General features: G+C 39.0%; 15 protein-coding genes. 1 reads left to right on the plus strand and 14 read right to left on the minus strand.

Features of this window, described 5'->3' with window-relative positions:
• Positions 1 to 8: 8 nt before the first annotated feature.
• The 13 genes from ACPWSO_RS05275 to ACPWSO_RS05335 all read right to left on the minus strand — a co-directional run bounded on the left by ACPWSO_RS05275 (position 9) and on the right by ACPWSO_RS05335 (position 17,217).
• Positions 9 to 1,523, minus strand: coding sequence for a hypothetical protein (locus tag ACPWSO_RS05275; protein ID WP_426081782.1), 1,515 nt, complete (start codon positions 1,521 to 1,523; stop codon positions 9 to 11).
• Positions 1,524 to 1,540: 17 nt separating this feature from the next.
• The gene (locus tag ACPWSO_RS05280; RefSeq protein WP_426081783.1) at positions 1,541 to 2,830 is read right to left on the minus strand and encodes a hypothetical protein; all 1,290 of its coding nucleotides are present in this window, start codon (positions 2,828 to 2,830) and stop codon (positions 1,541 to 1,543) included.
• 17 nt (positions 2,831 to 2,847) lie between these two features.
• Complete coding sequence (locus tag ACPWSO_RS05285; RefSeq protein WP_426081784.1) at positions 2,848 to 3,537, minus strand: DUF5081 family protein; 690 nt, start codon at positions 3,535 to 3,537, stop codon at positions 2,848 to 2,850.
• A gap of 1 nt (position 3,538) precedes the next feature.
• Positions 3,539 to 3,838 (minus strand): WXG100 family type VII secretion target, encoded by a 300-nt coding sequence (locus tag ACPWSO_RS05290; protein WP_426081785.1) that lies wholly within the window; start codon positions 3,836 to 3,838, stop codon positions 3,539 to 3,541.
• 15 nt (positions 3,839 to 3,853) lie between these two features.
• Positions 3,854 to 4,258 (minus strand): hypothetical protein, encoded by a 405-nt coding sequence (locus ACPWSO_RS05295; RefSeq protein ID WP_426081786.1) that lies wholly within the window; start codon positions 4,256 to 4,258, stop codon positions 3,854 to 3,856.
• A gap of 241 nt (positions 4,259 to 4,499) precedes the next feature.
• Positions 4,500 to 9,008 carry a type VII secretion protein EssC gene (essC, locus tag ACPWSO_RS05300; protein WP_426081787.1) on the minus strand — a complete coding sequence of 1,503 codons (4,509 nt, stop codon included), beginning with the start codon at positions 9,006 to 9,008 and terminating at the stop codon, positions 4,500 to 4,502.
• Positions 9,009 to 10,232: a type VII secretion protein EssB gene (gene essB, locus ACPWSO_RS05305; RefSeq protein WP_426081789.1), complete on the minus strand. Its 1,224-nt coding sequence runs from the start codon at positions 10,230 to 10,232 to the stop codon at positions 9,009 to 9,011.
• Positions 10,219 to 10,494, minus strand: coding sequence for an EsaB/YukD family protein (locus ACPWSO_RS05310; RefSeq protein WP_426081790.1), 276 nt, complete (start codon positions 10,492 to 10,494; stop codon positions 10,219 to 10,221). The genes essB and ACPWSO_RS05310 overlap by 14 nt, the downstream gene beginning before the upstream one ends.
• Entirely contained in the window at positions 10,484 to 10,951 is a 468-nt protein-coding gene (locus ACPWSO_RS05315; protein ID WP_426081791.1) for a hypothetical protein, read from the minus strand. The genes ACPWSO_RS05310 and ACPWSO_RS05315 overlap by 11 nt, the downstream gene beginning before the upstream one ends.
• Positions 10,948 to 14,481 (minus strand): type VII secretion protein EsaA, encoded by a 3,534-nt coding sequence (gene esaA, locus ACPWSO_RS05320; RefSeq protein ID WP_426081792.1) that lies wholly within the window; start codon positions 14,479 to 14,481, stop codon positions 10,948 to 10,950. The genes ACPWSO_RS05315 and esaA overlap by 4 nt, the downstream gene beginning before the upstream one ends.
• Before the next feature lie 186 nt (positions 14,482 to 14,667).
• Positions 14,668 to 14,964, minus strand: a complete 297-nt coding sequence (locus ACPWSO_RS05325; RefSeq protein WP_426081793.1) for a WXG100 family type VII secretion target — start codon at positions 14,962 to 14,964, stop codon at positions 14,668 to 14,670.
• Positions 14,965 to 15,250: 286 nt separating this feature from the next.
• On the minus strand, positions 15,251 to 15,991 hold the full coding sequence (locus ACPWSO_RS05330; RefSeq protein ID WP_426081794.1) for a LytR/AlgR family response regulator transcription factor: 741 nt from the start codon (positions 15,989 to 15,991) through the stop codon (positions 15,251 to 15,253).
• 218 nt (positions 15,992 to 16,209) lie between these two features.
• The gene (locus ACPWSO_RS05335; RefSeq protein ID WP_426081795.1) at positions 16,210 to 17,217 is read right to left on the minus strand and encodes a branched-chain amino acid aminotransferase; all 1,008 of its coding nucleotides are present in this window, start codon (positions 17,215 to 17,217) and stop codon (positions 16,210 to 16,212) included.
• A gap of 154 nt (positions 17,218 to 17,371) precedes the next feature.
• Here ACPWSO_RS05335 and ACPWSO_RS05340 point away from each other — a divergent pair, with 154 nt between their 5' ends.
• Entirely contained in the window at positions 17,372 to 18,301 is a 930-nt protein-coding gene (locus tag ACPWSO_RS05340) for a mechanosensitive ion channel family protein (protein WP_426081796.1), read from the plus strand.
• On the opposite strand, the gene ACPWSO_RS05345 is transcribed toward ACPWSO_RS05340, so the two are convergent.
• Positions 18,251 to 18,462: hypothetical protein (locus ACPWSO_RS05345; protein WP_426081797.1), on the minus strand; the 212-nt coding region annotated here is incomplete at its 5' end. The genes ACPWSO_RS05340 and ACPWSO_RS05345 overlap by 51 nt on opposite strands.

The following is an 18,462-nucleotide window of genomic DNA, read 5'->3' on the forward strand; positions in this document are numbered from 1 at the left end:
TCCTATACTTATTCCAGTATTTTAGCAGAATGTGCATATTCTTCAAGCCATTCTATCCAAGGATCCGAAGGAAGTTCATAGCTTACTCCAGGTGTTGTAGGATCAACCAGTTTAGGTGCCATTCCTCCTTGATTTTTCGGATTTGTTTTATAGCCGTATTGATCAACCATGTTTTCTTTAATAATATCATCTAGTTCTTTTGGAACTTGAAATTCAACAATTTCTCCACCAGGTCTAGCAGTATCTCTAAAATATTGAGCATGTTCTAAATCATAAGCACTAACATTTAAATCCGCTGTTTTATTTGGAATAGAAATTGTTCCATCAGCATTTACTTTTATCCTGTATTGGCTTGTTTTCCCTCCAGAACCTCCGCCTTGAACTCTATAGTATTTAACAGTTTCATCTGCGTTACTTACTCTACTAAAATTACTAACTTTATTCTTCACATAATTTGTCGCACTTTTGACATTCGTCTTAACCGTATTATACCCGTTTTTAAGTTTTGCTGGTATCGATGTCAATGCATTTTTAAAGTTGGTAATGCGTGTTTTCGCCATATTTTTAGCCGCCAAGGTCATATCTGATAGATGCTCCAGCTTACTGGCACCACCTTTAAACGCATACTTCATAGCATTGGCTTGCTGAGTTGCCTTACTAAAGGAACGCAGCGCAGATACATCAAAGGCGATACTGACAACGGAAAGGGCTCCTCGTGTCCAGCGCTCCCCTGTATCCAGCTCTCTGCCGCTAATCCAGTCCTTCCCCGTCAGGGCGCTTCCCAGTTCAGCAGATGCCAATGCAATGCCCAGAACTGCACCGGCTGGTGGACAAACCAGACCGACTACTAGGGTCACAGCGGCCAGTCCCAAATTGACCCACATTTCTTTTTCCATTTGCTGATCTTTAATTGATTTATAGTCGAAAGCACCTGTATTTAAGGAGGCAGTTCTAAAATCACTGTAGTTGTCGATCATATCATCTTTATCGCCAGTGTAGTTCACCTTGTATTTATCAAAATCGGCTTTCAGCTGCTTACCCAAAACAGTGTCTTCTGCAAACAAATCATCTGCTGTGATACTGTCTTTTTTCTTTGTAGATGTTTCAAAATTGTAGCCATCCTTAGTTGTCACAACTATTTCTGTTGAACCAATAGTATTATCGGTAGAATAATTATTAATCGATAAAGCTTCCATTGCTTCTACATAGCTGTCAATATCCACATGAAAAGGATCATCAATGTGTTCATCAACAAGGTCATGCGCTTTCCCGCTGTATGTATGGAGCACATCCAACTTGTCGAAAAGATCATTCAGCTTGCTTTTTTTACTAGTATGGGAAAATGAAATCACACCATCGACATCTTTTTCTCTGATTTTTTCTTCTGCTTCTTCCATGTATTTGTTGATATCTTTCAAATCATCAAATACTCCGTCTCCTGCGAACCAGCCTGTACCAATCAGGTTTCCCAGTCCGCTTCTCATTTTCTCCCAGCCGCCAGAGCTGGTTTTTACATCAACCATGTAACGTTTCACCTCCGCTATCCTTGTCCGTATCTGTTCATGATTGCCTGAGCCAGACCTTCGTCTGTTTCAACTGCTTTTTCTATCGTTTTCGTTACCAAACCTGATGCGCGGTAATAATGTCCAATAATCTCTTCTGTCTTTCCAGTCACCTGTTCCAAAGTTTTACAGGCATCTTTAGCTTTTCCATTGATATAAAAATTTGATTGAGCAACTTTTTCTGCTGCGGGAACGATTGTCTCTGTAAACTCAGTTAAAATCTCTTCGAGTCCATCAACAATATCCAGCATTCCCTCGATATCAAATTTCACCATTCCTGCTCCGCCAAGTGCACCAGCTACTGCTCCAACTATTTTGTTCAGCCCGCCTTTCGTACCAGCAATTCCAGCCGCAACGGCAGCTGCTGCGGCGCCTCCTGCCGCTACAGCACCAGCGGCTGCTTCTCTGGCTACTGGGTTCGCATGAGCAGATGTCCATACCGGTTGGGGCATACTACCATAATATGGAATAGACTGATAACTGCCTCCTGACGGATAATTTTGATAGCCTCCACTTGATTGCGAAGTATAACCTCCTGAACCTTGATTAACTGGTCGAAGGCCAGAAGCGGAGCCAGAAGCGGAGCCTGACGCTTGTCCTCCTGGGCGATAGATAGGGTTGGCCTCAAGTGTTTGTCCGCTTGAGCCAGGACGAGTCATTTTATCCGTTGGAACTGCTTGACCACCGGGCCGATCGAATGTATCGGCCTCGAAGGTCTGTCCGGTCGGCCGCTGCATTTTATCCGTTTTTACATTTTGTCCTGCCCCTTCAGTTACATTATGTGCTTCTAAGGTTTGCCAGGTTTGTTTGGATTCAAATGTCTGCCCGCCGGGCCGATACATTCTATCAGCAATTCCTTGATTTATTGGTTCTTGACGAACATATTTGGCTTCAAGAGTCTTTGCACCATTAGTAGAAGCCGACCCTTTTTTAATATAGCTAAAGCTGTTTTCTTTCACATTCCCTTTATAAATCAATGGATTTAAACCGTTCTGCGTACCTGAACCAGTCTGATTAGACTGATATAACGGTCGCTTTAAATCTAATGTCTGTGCAGGCCGCTTATTGATTGATGATAAAATATCCTGTCGGTTATGCCCTGTACTCGGTCGGCTAAAACCAAAATTCTGAGCAGGACGTTTCCCACCATAAAGCATTCCCTGAATATTTTGCCGGTCACTTGAACCAAACGGCTTATGCATTGTTGCTGTAGAGCCTTTACTTATCCCTTTATATTCGACTGTTGCTCCTTTAATGACCTTTGTCATAATGAATTCCCACCCTTCTATTTTTGATTTTTGACAACCTCTTCTATGGAGATATGCAGCGCCTCAAAAACTGTTTTCAAAAAATAGTATTGGCTGAACTGATAATATTTCTCTTTGGTCACATCAATCCCAATCAGCTTTTCTTCTTTTTCAAAAAATAGCCATTGAACATGCTTTTCTTCATTTTGAATATCTTCCTCTTTGAAGATTTCCAGATTAAATATGTCTTCCGAAAACAACTCTTTTTCCCATTCACGCCTTGTTGCATTACGCAATCGTTTAGTACTATACTCCATGTCTTCCGGCAATGGTTCTCTGTTTATCATAGGAACTGTTTCATACATCTCTTTAATAAAAGACAGCTGATCATAAACAATCAATTTATATTCTTTGGTACTTTCGATTTCAGATAGCACAATTAGGTGTTTTTTATCATTGGAGAAGGCAATCATTATATTGTTAATTCTAAGATACTCTGTGCTGACACAATATTCCTCCAAAGCCTTAACTACGTAAAATCCGCCTTCGGTTAATCGGCTTTCTTCACTTAAAATTTTCTTTTCTTTTAATCTTTTTTCAGCTTCCGAGGCAAAAGCAGAATCAAAAAGCATCTCTGATTTTTTATCCGGCATGCCAAAAATAACTTCTACTTCAAAAGCCTCCGCCAGTAAACTTAACTCTGCAAATGAAAATGTTTGATTATTCATTTTATAGACTCCTTACTTTAGAAGGCTCTGAAAGATTATCAAAAGAAGAAATATTATTTTTTAAATTTTTCACTGCTGTTTTTTGAGCTTTCATTGCTTTATTCAAATCTTCATGGTACTGATAAATTAAATCCAGATAGGCAACAAATGCTTTTTTATTTTTTCCAGTCCATTCTGTAGCCTCTACTTTTGCCTTTAAGCTTTTGGCTTTCGTCAGTGTGTCTCCAATTCCTTTTTTCATCGTTTTAGCTGCTTCAATAACCTCTTCCAGTTCGTTACCTCGAATTTCAATTTTAGACATACTACCAACTCCTTCTTATTTTCCAGCCGCTGCTTGCTTTCTTTTTTCCTGCTCTTCTTTTTTCTTTTTCTCTTCTTTGGCTTTGCGATCTCGTTCCTCTGTAATCGCCAGCTGTTTATATTTCTCATATTGTTCTTTAGCTTTATTTTTTGCTGTCACTAAATCCTTCTTTTTTTCCTTTTCACCCTTGATATAGTCATCCAGCTTTTCTGTATACTCCTCACGCTTCTGATCAAAATATTGCGAGGGAACTTTCGAATTAGACAAATTGGGAACTGCCGATTTATACGTACTAATACTTGATTCAGCTGTCGCTATTTTGGACTCAACCTTTGATTGATAGCTTTTCAACGAGTTATAAAGCGACTGATAGGTATCTCTCTTTTCCTCAGTAGGTGTCTTGCTAAACCATCCGAACATAATTATTTCCTCCTTTATTCCTATACAACTAGCTTTCCTATCTTCTAAGTATTTATCTATCTGCGAATCTGTTATTCACTTGGCTAAAGATAAAGGCCATAGTGCCTTTGCCACAAACTTTTCAAAAACGGTTTTTCTTTGCAGGAAGAAGGAGCTGAAAACATTCAAATTTTCAAGCTACTGCCTTCTCCGTTTGTTCCTATGTATGGGGTGAGTCTCTAAAGAGATTCACCCTATTTTTTTACTTTATAGACAACGATATTTTCAATTTATCAGCAAATTCGCTTTCTACCAGATAGCCTTCTGTATCATCTGGCGCCGGCTCTTTATAGCCAAGATTAGAAGCTTTCAGCTGAGACTGATCTGCAACTTTTCCAAGAACAATTCCTTTGTCGAAAGATTTCAGAAGCTTGCTTAAATCGTCGTAACCGTTCACTGCATTAAAGACTGAACCATACAAGAGATACACGCCGACCTGGGCGCCATTTTGTATGATTTGAATAAATAACTTCTCTGCTTCCTTATCAATATCTGCAAGGAAATAGGAGATGTTAGGGATAACGAGAACCAAAGGTTTTACTTTTAGGAGGAACTCCTTCAGATTTGCAACCTCGCCGCTGTCCTTCATATCCTCATAATCATCTTCTCTGTCTTCAATAAATTCGATGATTTTTTGACACATTGACAGGAAGTTTTCTTTTTCAGAGCTGTAGCCAAAAGCTGTTTCCTGATATTCTGCCAGATTTTCTTCCTGATCATCAAAAATCATATAATCATAATGATTTGATTCAGCGATAAAGCCTTGCAGACTATGCATACAGTTCACTAAACGCTCATACTTTGGTGCGAAAACTGGCAAATGCTTGTAAGCTGCAAAAGAGACAGTGATCGGTTCTACTGTTTCATAATGCAGACCAATCGGCATATGACCTTCTGAAATAAGCTGTTGTACACGTTTTTTCTGCTTGAATTCTTCAAAATAAAGAACTTCCGGCACCATTGGTATTTCTTCAGGGCGTTCACCTGTCCAGTAGGCATCCATTTCCGCAACTTCGTCTTGAATGGCTTCAATGATTTGTAGTGTATCCTCCCCTGCAGCCGGTAGAGCTGTTTGGAATAGCTCAGGTTCTTCCAGCTTAATCAGTCCACGCCCTGGCAGGTCGTCGATAGTCAATGTTGTACGTCCCACAATTGAGCGCGGCTCTGCATCATCAATCAGCTTCAACGCAATCTGCAGCTTGATGTTGCTTGAAAGGTTCATCCGCATAGAATTTTGACGTCCAGCCGACAATACCAGATGAAGGCCGATACCGGCTCCTTCACGGGCAACCTGTGTAATCACTTTGTCCAGAAGCTCTTCAAACTTAGCTCCCTTCATCCCTTCGTATCCATCCAACAGGATTAGGATAATCGGCTCTTCTTTGCCGCTGGCTTTTTCGTACATTTCCAGACTGGCTACAGAAAACTCACTTAGCAATTTCTTACGGCGTTTCAGCTCATCGCTAATTCTTCGTGCGAATTTAGCAATTTTTTCTTCTTCATCAATGCTCATCGTATCTGCTACATGAGGCAGCTTCTTCAAAGGTAATAGTCCATTGGTTCCAAAGTCCAATAGATAAACGTTCAGGCGTTCCGGATTGTGCGTACGAGCAAGGTCCATAACCACCGTCTGCATAAAGGTACTTTTTCCATAGCCTGGACTACTGAATACAGCAATATGTCCTTCGTGTGTCATGTTCACGTTTAAGGTTTCCTGCGCCTGCATACTTGGAATATCAACTACACCAAGGGTAGGTTCTAACTGTTGTTTCTCTGTTACCCAAGCTTCCTTGAAATTCGTTGGATGCAGCTCGCTGACAATAATTCTTTCTTCCAGCGGCGGCAGCCATGGTCTTGGCAGCGGCGTAATATTTTCCTGATTTGCTACATCATGAATTCCATCGATAATTGCATCCAATTCAGTTGGAATCTGTTTGACATCTTCTGCATTTTCCAGTCCGCTTAAATCTTCGCTTAGGATTTCGTACTGTCCCAGCTCATTGACTAGATAAATCGTATGATCCTCAATCTGCTGATCGTCTTTATCCGGCTGATAGTCCGCCCCGCTCCATGCACTTTGGAACAACTCATAAATTTCGTTATTCCCAACTTGAAGATAAGAACGTCCTGCCTGTGTGATTTCAGCGGCATCTGCTGTTTTCAGCATTTCCATACTATCTGATTTGTCGGCAACCTTCAGACATAGCTTGAATTTCGAGTTACTCCAGATTTGATCATTTACTACCCCAGAAGGCTTCTGAGTTGCTAAGATTAAGTGAATTCCCAAAGAACGACCGATACGGGCTGTTGAAACCAGCTCCTTCATAAATTCCGGCTGTTCTGATTTCAGTTCGGCGAACTCATCACTAATCAGGAATAAGTGAGGCATTGGTTCATCGACATCACCGTTTTTGTATAGCTTCTGGTACTGGTTAATATGGTTTACGTTGTTCTCTGAGAATAAACGCTGGCGTCTTTTTAACTCGGCATTGATAGAAATCAAGGCCCGCATACTTTGTGCGCCATCCAGATTGGTAATGCTTCCCAGCAAATGAGGCAGGTTTCTAAAGAGATTGGCCATCCCCCCGCCCTTATAGTCAATCAGTAGAAAGGCAACATCATACGGGTGAAAATTCACAGCTAAACTTAGGATATAGCTTTGAACAATTTCCGATTTACCTGAACCTGTCGTCCCGGCAACTAGTCCGTGTGGTCCATGCGCTTTTTCATGGAGATTCAGATAAACAATATCATCCTTCCCGCGAAGTCCCAGTGGTACCGCCAGTGTTTTATGCGGTGAATTTTGTGCCCAGCGCTGCGTTACATTGAACTCATCGAAGGTTTCAATCCCATACATTTCTAAGAAAGTAACAGATTCCGGAATGCTGGATTTTAGATTTTGTAAATGATTCAATGGCGCTAGTAAACGAGGCAGAGCCTCCTTATCAAACCCTGGCGGGAAATGATCCAGCTTAAATGCCGTGTTCATCAATTTTCCTTGTTCCAGCAAAAGAACTCCGGTATTTCGGTCGCGGATATCAATAACTGTCTTGATATTATCTGATAAGCTGCTCATAACATCTTCTACAAAAATCACGCTGCAGCCTAATGCACTAGGGTCCTCATTAAAGAATTCCATAATGACATGGTCAAGAATTAGCTTCTCATCCGTAATCATAACTACATAGTGCGGAGTGAAAATTGTACTATCGCGACTTCCTTTGTTTTCTTCCATCGCATTTTTACGATTTTTCAGAATCTGATTCAGACTGTTTAGTACCTGATCCCGACTTCGCTGATTATAAACAAATCCACGAACATTAACGTCCTGCAGCTTCGCATGAGGCAGCCAGCGCATCCACTCCCACTGGTCCTTCTCAGCCTCAGGAAAAATCGAAATAAACTGTAAGTCATGGTAGCTGTGGAATAACGACAGCTGATTTACCAACAGATGAAGCTGCTCCAACACAAGATTTCTCGGGCCAATGTAGCCTACTGGTCCGTGAACCAGATTAGCCAGAATCGGCATATCCTCCAATTGAAGACTTTTGAGATACAACTCATAGCCCAGCTTTTCAAGTGCATCTGTTTCTTTCCCACGCTCACGGTTGGAGTAGTCAATGTTGCTTGTACTATCTACTCGTCCTAAACCAAGACGATAGTATAGAAAATCAAAATGCAGTGCTGTTTTTTCATAAATTCTCGGGCTATATGTTTTTCCCATTTCCAAAATCTCTGAAACATTCGGATAATGGTAGTGCTGACCTTGCCGCTGTTTTTCATTCAGCTGATACATTTCAACTGACTTATCGACTAGGTATTGGTTGTATTTGACCTCACGATCAATCAAGCTTTGCTTATGTTCCCTTTTATTTTTAAAATAGTTCTGAACAGAAAAGATAATCGTCATCAATGTAGTAGCCGCACTGGCAATGACCAGCATCCCGCTGGAACGCATGAATGCCATTACCCCAGTTACCGCCAGCATAGCAAGAGGCGGAACAATGATTTTTATTAGTTGTTCTTTGGGTTCTTCTTTTGGATCGCTAGGCGCATTAATAATGACCTTTTCTTCTGGTTCCCTGTAGATAATCCGCGGCGAGCGGTGAAAATCAGGATACTCATCATACATTTCATAACGGGAACGATAAATTTCACAAAAATTAGAATTTAGTACAGTTCCCTGCGTTGCATGAATTTCATGTGCGTAGACTTTCAAGGTATGTCTGTCAAATGACAACTCGTCCCCTTTTTCCAGCAAGTATTCTGTACCCGTTATCAGCTGATTGTTCAACGTAATCGTGCCGCCCAGCAAGGTCATTTTCCATTTTTCGCCGGATTTTTCTAAAACTGCTGAAAACTCAGAGTCAGCAATCGTTAGTGATGCTCCTTTTTCATTTCCGATAATAATTTCTTTTTTATCCAACAAATCAAAAATCTTCATTTTTTCAGCGGCTGTCAGTAGAATCGTTAGTTCTTTCCCACTATTCAGCGAAATTTGATGACGCTCATTTTTTGATACTGCTTGTTCAGTATCACCATTTTTCAACAACCATTCACCATCGTAGCGTAGAGAAAGCTGCTCCTCTTCCGACAGCGGCAAGTGAAGATCGGCCTGATTATCATTAGAAAGCAAAAACTCTTTCTCTTGATCGAGTAGGAGCTGATAGCGATAGCCTTCAAAATAGATGACCGCTTGCATTTTTCCCATCTAATTGCCCTCCTGCTGCGTGCTTTCCGTTGTCTGTTCGGCTTCTTCTACACCTAGGTCACGTTTTTCACGATATTTTTGATAATCATCTTCCAGTTTAGAAATTGTTTCTTCTTTTTCAGTTCCTGACATAGCAGCATCATTACGAACTTGTTCAATTTTCTGTGTAATACCATAAAGAATCAAATCAGAATCCTCTAACTTTTTCGCTACGTCCAATGCTTCATCCAAATTTCCCCGGCCATTTTCAATCCAGTAATCCAGATAATTTTCATCTGAGCGCAGGGTAATATTGTTTAAAACAACTGTTTTCTGTTTATCCTGTAAAGCTTCTCCCTGGACAAAACTGTATGCTAGTTCATATTTTTGCGTATAAGGAATAGCATCTGTTTTTACCGGCTCCAACGTTGTAATAACTGCTTCATAGTCATTTTTCAAAAAGGCGGTATCTGTGTCCTGCATCCGATCTAAAAACGGCATCCGGAAAAACAACAGATAAATCAGCGGAATAGCCAATGCAACAGCTAAAATAGGCAACCAAATCGACAGCTGTTTCATCACTGTAAAACGTGTCTTACTGACTTTCCGCGTCGTTTTCTCTGTATGCATCACTGTTTGGTCATAATTTTCAATCAGGTACTGTCTGATTTCTTCAAAACTGCCCAAATTAATGACTGTTTGAATAAATTTTGACCCTTTTTTGATATCCAGCTGTCCTTCATACAGCTTAGAAAAATCTTGATTCCCTTCAAATAGAGTAATAATCAAGCTTTTGTACTGACGCAGCAACAACTCTTCATTAATTACTTGAGGCGGCATCTTCCCTTCCAACCCCCGGTAAGCAATAACCGGCATTAAATTGTAATCAAAAAGAATATTTTCTGGATGGATAAAAAATGTCAGCGGTAATTCCAACAGCTGCTTCACTGTTGCCACATTGACCATTGCCCGTAACTTATCTTCCTTTGAATGAGAAGTCAGCTCAGAAAAAGTGATTTTTTCCTTTGGCAGCTGATAAGTAAACGACACCGCATCCTCTTCCCAATGAATCTCTGTTGCCATCAATAAAGGATGGGCCACCTTTAATAAGGCTAAATCTTTTTCTTCATGCACCTGTACCTCTGATTTGCGCAGCGTAAGCAGCCAGCTTGCCGCGTTCTTTGTATATTCATACGTATGATTCTCAATCGTTATTGCTGCCAATGTTTCTTTAGCTGATTCCATGTACTTGCTCCTCCAACACTTCTATAATATCCCCGTCCGTAATCGGGAAATCCTTAAGCCTTTTTTCTTCATCTAAAAGTATTCCTTTATTAGAAACCTTCAACTGATACTTTTTCAACTCTTTATTTCTCCCAAATATCTGGTTTAGCTCTCTGATAAAACGATAAACCGTAATATTATTGGGAATACGTAAATCAACCATTTTCTCTTTATTATCGTTATAAACTAATGTGATATTAATATGCTCTTTGCTATCTGCCATCTGCTTTTCCTCTTTTTCTTGAATGATACAAAAACAGTGCTGCACCAGTCAGTATCGCTGTTCCTATAAGTAGCGGAAGCAGCGAAGGCGGAGCAGCAGCGAGTGTTCCCGCTGTCTCCTGCTTTGCCAGTTTCACTGTTTCCCCATCGGCAAACAGCTCCTCTGTATCAAACTCTTTCACTGCCGGCGCCTCAACTAAAAAGTATTCAGCCTTTTCCTGTTCTTTTGCTTGTGCCTGCACTTCTTCTGCATGCTTCACTCGTTCTATCATTTCTGCATCAAATAGACGGTCTTCAGCAATGAAGCTTTGTGTCTTATTATCTGCTCCCTGCTCTTTGTTAAGACGGTCTGTTTTTAAATCCAGCTCATTATCCAGCAGCGTTTCTTTAGCTGCAGCAGTTTGCGAAAAGGTTCCCAAACCAATAATCGAAATTGCTAAAATCAGCCATTTTTTCATTTCTTAGCCACTTCCTTTGCCTTTTTCCGAGGCTTCCAGATGAAGATGTTAAACGCTACTAAGGCAGCAATAACCAGTACATATAAAATGATTTTCATAACATCCAACGGATTATTGGATAGGATATCTGCCAGATTATTTTCACCTATCGACAGCGGATTAATCTGTCGGATAAACCCAACCATCGGATTGTTTTCCTTACTCTTACCAATCGCATTCGTGACAAACACGTAGCTGATAAATAAGAAGAGACTCAATCCGAAACCAGCAACATGGAATTGTTTCAATGCATAATGGTTCATCAGTGAGAAAATCAGCATGAAAATCATCACCATCATAATCCAAACAATCTGTGCCTCCTTGGTAATAGCAAGCTCACCAATGCTTAACAGCGCCAGTATCAGTCCAACTAAAACAGCACTTGTACTCAACAAGATAGTTTCCATAATATTGTCTTTGAACCATAGCTGATCACGCTTGAATCTATCTTTAATTCGACGGACAACCGGCTGTGTAGCAAAGAGATAAGCAATAAATAAGCTCAAGGTGAACATTATCAAAATCCACGTAAACGGCTGATTAACTTCCGTTGTCTGAATGGTTGCCTCTGCATTACCAGTAACTGGATTGGCAATAAACTGCAGCAATGTGTTGTTCGGTACACCGTCTTCATACGCATTGTTTAATACTTTGACAAAGGCATCTACAAAGCTGGAATTATTTTCCAGTTCTTTATTCAGATCCTCCATGATTAAATCGGCATTGTTCGACAAATCTTCACTATTTTTCTGTGCATTAGCAACCTCTTTGTTAAAGCCGTCAAAGACGCTTTTCACGCCATTTGCTTCTTCCACATTTTGCTGAGAAGATTCTTTAACCATTTCTGATTGTGCCAAAATGGCTTTTAATGTGTCATTAATCGAATCGATTTCAGTATCCGTTTGATCGTTCATTGATTTGACTAGATCTTCGCTGGATTTTAATGATTCAGAAGTTTCCTGCCATGTACTCAACAATTCCAACTGTGTAGCTACTGAAGAATTTAGGGTACTTGTATTACTTTGAATTTCTCCAAGGGTTTTATTAATTTGCTCATTTTTTGTTTCCATAGATACAGCAAGATCTTTTAAGGTATGCAGCTGCGTCCATTGCTTTTCAAAATCACCTTCACTGTTCATAAATGACTGATTCAACACAGACTTGAAAACGTCAGTTAGCTTCATATCAAGGAAGGTATGGAAAGTGATAAATGGATAATCTGAATATTCTTTTAGTTCTTCATCTACCGTTTTATAGAGCTCTAAAATTTTTCCAATTTCTTCAGAGTATTCGCGTTTGGCATTTTGATACTCTGTCGAAAGAAAGACAGATGTGTCTAGGGATTGCTCCCATTCAACATAATAACCAGCCTGAGCTCTCGTCAATGCATCTGCTGAATGAGGAGCTATATCTTCAAGAGATTCTGTGCTATCTCCTGTTTCAGTTTCATTCTCTGCTTCATTCTCACTAACTGAGCTCTCATCGGTTAAAAGGTCCGTTGATTCTTCAGACATTTCTTCAAGTGAGTCATCCGTGACTCCCTCAATTTCATCTGAGTTCGTCGTATTCATTGGCTGAATAAGTATGTTTTGCTCATCTTGAACTATTTCATATCTAACTGGTTCTACTGACCCTCCATTATCATCCACTTTTGACTGTACAGCCTTGATGGTCATAGTTGGGTCTTGTACAGATTCATCATACGCAGTTTCAAATTTATAATTAACTTTAAGCTCTCTCTTTGTTCCTTTAGTTACTATATATTTCTGTGGAATAACTCCGTCAGCCGTCATTCTTTTGGCATTATCAACTGACATGACATCCACACCAACTGGAGGATTAATATACAGGTAAGAATTTTCTCCGACATTTCTCCAAGTGATTTTAAAAGAACGGTTGTATTGAGAACGAGTAGATATATTCTCTCTAAGATTCAGTAGAGCATCATGTTTCTTCTTCAACTCACTATAGTAACTACCATATCCTGTGTCCACATCCGCATTATCTGCAGAAAAATCTAATAATGGCACTGCAATATAAGGATCAAGATCCTTCCACTGATCAACGCCATAATACTTATCATTTTCAGCAATAATCTGTGCATTGATATCATTGATTTTTTCATTAATTTTTCCTGTACCGTTTAAGTAACTTTCAATTTCAGTTAACGGATTTCCTAAGCCGCTAGTCGAATTCCAGTATGGAGCATTATCATAGTGGAAAATCGATGCAAAGGCATCAAACTCAGCAGTATTCCGAACTGGAAGTAAGTTTAATCGATCCTGCATTTTTTTAACATATTTTGTATTGAACTCAGAAATGTTTTTAAAGGCATCAGTTGATTCATTATTTTCTAAATCAGGATCAGAGTTATCATTTTTCTTCAGTACATCCCTCAACGTAATTTCCGGATACGTTTCTCCTTCTATAGGAGCTTTGTAGCCAAAGGAAAGATAAAACTGCTCTTCATAGGTTCCAAAGAAATTGTCCCTTAATTTATTCAATGCTTCAATTTGTTCTTCAATATCTAATTTGGATTGTTCGAAGTCTCCTGTCAGACCAGCCATCTGCTGGAAATACTCCCCTTCTTCCATTGAAATAAAATTATTCGTAAAGAATTCATTTACCTTGTCTACTTGTCCAAACAGCTGATTCGTTTCAGAATTTAAAATACTACTGTCTAATGAAAGCAATATCTCTACAAACTCTTCATATGTCAGTTTGCCATCTGCTCGCTGCTGCAGCAGCTGTTCCAGAATAGAAGAATAATCTTTATGGCTATCCACTAATGAAGTCGTTGTATCTGTAAAGCTCGTTAATAAATCAGCCAACAAATTATTGGACTGTAAAGCACTATCTGATTGACTAGTGATTGCTGGTAAATAGTTTTTAAAATCAATTGTCGGCTGATACAAGATATTCTGGAACTCGTCAACCGAAGCCGTCTGATTGGTATAAACCTTTTCAATATTTTTTTGTGCAGTAAACAAATTATCAATAATACTGACAACATACATATCTACCAGCTGCTGATTCAGTCCGCTGACAATCCGACGCCCGACGCTCTTAGATTCATTCTCCAATGCACTATTGCCATTGGAATTAATTTTGTAATTGATTTGAACCTTCTCTGGAGAAGTACTGTCTAACTCAAGTAATTTATCAGAAAAACTGCTGGGAATCGTTACTAATAAATTATATGTACCATTCTTTAGACCGCTCTCGCCTATTCCCCGAGATACTGTATACCAGTTATGATCGGTATCCTTCTCAATCTTCTTCACATAGTCAGCACCTAAATGATAGGTTCTGCCATTACGTGTTACCCCTACATCCTCATTAACTAAGGCTATGTTCAGTCTGGTTTCTTCTTCCTGTTCTTTTTTTGCAGAAATATCGGTGAAATCACGATTCATAAATATAAGGGTAATAAGAAGGATCACTACCATCCAAACAGACCTTAAAATATAATAAAGTTTCTTATTATTCATCTCCACTCTCCTAAAAATAAAATAAAAACTATTTATAACTAAAAATATAATTACATAAAGAACTAAATAAACTTCTATTAAAAAGATAAACTATTTTTTGGATAACAAAAAAGAATAGGGGGAGGTTGAACCCCCGCTCTATTCCTTCTGCGTTACTTTCATTCGTTACAAAAGTAACCGTTGTTTTTATTGTAAACCGTAAACTTTTGAAAGCTGTTCATCAGTTTCTCTCATGATTCTAGCGCTTTCGTTCAGTTGTGAATTGATATCTCTTAATAATTCAGCAAACTGTTGTACTTTTGGTGACAGTTCTTGGAATTGAGCATCAAATTGTCTCGCAGCTTCACCTTCCCAGATACCAAGGATTACTTGCTGCTCGCTTGTTAAGTTTTGTAGTACTTGATCGATATCGTCAGCACCTGTACCATATTTCTTTGCTGAATCTTCTAAAGCACCAAAATCCATTTTCATATTACCAGCCATTTTACATTCCTCCAATTATAATTAATATTTATATAGAAAGTTTCTTATTCTTTCTAACAGAGTAATTTTACCATACTTCTTTATTCATAGTATCTAAATGTAAAAACTTGCAGTTTATAAGTAAAAAATAGCATATTATACAAATTTAATCATTTCGTTCAATTTGTTCGTTAGACGTTCTAAATTACTTTTTATTTTCACTAAAAAAACAAAAAAAGCAGTACATTTTTTCTAGTATCGAAAAAACTATACTGCCCTTTTTGATTTCTATTAAATAAATAGAAAACTACTTTATTGATTTTACTCTTCTTTGATTTACAAAAAAAGCATATTTTGATTTCAAATCCTCTTTAAAGGTTCTGCTAATAGAAATAGCTGCCTCGCTTATCCCAGTTTCACTTTTCGTTCGAACGAATACCTCACCATTGACCACTTTTGTCACATAGTTAAGATTGACTACATAGCTGCCGTGAATCCGGATAAACAAATCAGGATTTAATTTATTCATAATTTCAGACATTGTTAAATAACTCTTATAGATTTCATTTTCTGTGTGGATATAGGCAATTCTGCCTGACTTTCCAATATATGAAATATCATTCATTGAAAGAAGAAAGTTTCTTTTCTTAAAGGAAAACTCAAAATAAGGATGAATGGTATTAAAATATCTACGGGCCCGTTCAACTGTTTCTTTTAGCGTTTCAAATAGAACTGGCTTTAGCAGGTAGTCAAAGGTTTGAAATTTGAATACCGATGCCATCTTCTCCATATCCTCTGATAGAAAAATAATTAACGCTTCAAGATTACTCTCTCTTATAGCCTCAGCAGCTTCTATCCCTGAGAGCTGTTTTCCTTCAACTGCTAAAAAATAAATATCAAACCTTTCTTCCTCTGCTCCTATTGCCTTTAACAAGTCTAGCCCACTATCAAATGTAGCCAGTTCATGCTCTTGACTCGCCAGCGACAATAACAGAGATTGTAAAAGATTCAAATCATCAACATTTTCATCAAATAATGCAATTCTCATTTCCCTCTCCTCCAGCAACCTTTTTCACCTTTTTTAATTAGAGCTCCAACATGCTCTATATAGTTATAATACCACAAAAAGCCGAGAATTATTCTCAAAAAATGAAATCATTATCTTTTTACTTCGTTTATTTCACCTACAAAGGAAATAAAAAACAGTCTGAAGAAATTTTCTTTAGACTGTTGCAGTGATTTCATGTTTATAAAATAAAAAATATCTTATATCTTTTCAATCCAGCCTGCTGGTGCTTCCACATCACCAAACTGAATTCCCGTTAGTTCATCATACAATTTTTGCGTAACTGGACCTACCTCAGTTTCACTATAAAAAACATGGAAAGAATCAAATGTCTGGATGCCGCCTATTGGTGAGATAACAGCAGCTGTTCCACAGGCTCCAGCCTCTGAATATTGATCCAGCTGATCCAAATACACATCCCCTTCTAAAACTTCCATCCCCAGCCGATGCTCAGCCAGATAAAGCAAAGAATACTTGGTAATGCTTGGTAAAATCGACGGCGATAGCGGCGTTACAAAACGATTGTCCGCAGTAATACCAAAGAAGTTTGCCGAGCCCACCTCTTCAATCTTTGTATGTGTTTCAGGATCAAGATAGATACAGTCAGAGAATTTTCGTTCATGAGCCTGCTCTCCCGGGTACAAGCTAGCAGCATAATTCCCGCCAACTTTCACTGCCCCTGTTCCTTGCGGGGCTGCTCGATCATAATCAGAGACGATAAAGTTCGTTGGTGTCAACCCACCCTTAAAGTAGGCACCAACTGGCATACAGAAGACCGTGAATAAATACTCTGGCGCAGGGTTTACACCAATCCCAGGACCAATCCCAATCAACAAAGGGCGAATATATAATGTCGCACCTGTCCCGTAAGGTGGAACATAATCACTATTTGCTCGTACCACCTCTTTTACCGCTTGAACAAACTTCTCTTCCGGCACTTTAGCCATCAATAAACGTTCTGCACTACGATTCATTCTCCTTGCATTTTCTTCCACCCGAAACAAGTTGATAGAACCATCTTTACATCGATAGGCTTTAAGACCTTCAAAGCTCTGCTGTCCGTAATGGAGAGCGGCTGATCCTTCATGAAGGTGCAGTGTATTGTCCTCCGTTAGTTGTCCTTCATCCCATTCGCCATCTTTCCAGATAGACAGATAACGGAATGGTGTTTTGATATAGTCAAAGCCCAAGTTTTCCCAATCGATCATTAATATTCCCCCTCATTTTTCAGAATATTGTAACATATTCTCTTATTGATTGTTAGATTTTTCTGAAAATTTTACTGAGAAAGCCAACAAAGCTGGCAGGTTTTCAACTTTTTGGGTAAAATAGAGAAAGTGTCATATTAAAGGAGGAAACACTATGTTTCTACTTCAACAAAGAACAACGTTACAGAGTACCACAGATTCATCAGGTCTATACATAACAGAAGAAACCGTAAAAAAAGTCAATGCTTTCCAACGGTACTGGCAGTCCATTGACTGGGATAAGATTACCGCAGTCATCATTGAAAAAGTCATTTATATTGCCTTTCTCATCCTTTTATTCTTATTAATTAATCGAATAGGTAAAGCCTTAATCAATCATTTATATAAAAATCAGATTGGTAAAAAGCAATCACTCAGCAATAGCCGTGTTAATACGCTGCATTTATTAACAAGAAATGCTTTTCAATACACACTGTTTTTCTTTTTTATCTACTCCTTGTTAAGTGTCATTGGCGTACCGATTGGATCGCTGCTGGCTGGAGCAGGTATCGCCGGTGTCGCCATTGGTTTAGGAGCTCAAGGCTTTATGAATGATATTATTACTGGCTTTTTCATCATCCTTGAACAACAGATGGATGTAGGAGATTATATTCGTCTGCTAGCCTTGGATATTGAAGGAACGGTCACTTCTATTGGTCTGAGGACAACCCAGCTAAAGTCATTGGATGGTACCGTCCATTTTATTCCCAACCGCAGCATCGTAACAATCAGCAATCTCTCACGCTCCAATATTCAAGTTATGATTGATGTTCGCATTGTGCCGGAAGAAGGGATTGAGCAAATCCAGCAAACAATCACTGAAGTAAATGAACGGCTTGCTGCCAAGCACGAAGAAGATATTCAGAATGGACCAACACTTTTTGGTATGGTTGATTTAGGCAACGGCAACTTTGCCATTCGTACGATTATGTATGTTCTCAATGGTAAACAGGCTTCCATTAAAGAAGATTTTCTTTCTCAATATGTCGTTGCTTTATCCGAAGCAGGCTTCAGTATTCCTAATAGCCCAATTACGATAAAATAAAAAAACTACCCATTGAAAAGTGGGTAGTTTTTTCGGCTCTATACTTTTTGATGTTGGTGGAATTCCACCAATATCTTTTTTATTTTCCAAAACAATAGAAAAGACACCTTGAAATCCTTTAGAATTAATTTGGCGAACCAATCCAAAAGGAGGAATCAAGA

It is taken from the genome of Enterococcus sp. LJL51, assembly GCF_049894025.1.
Lineage (GTDB): Bacteria > Bacillota > Bacilli > Lactobacillales > Enterococcaceae > Enterococcus_L.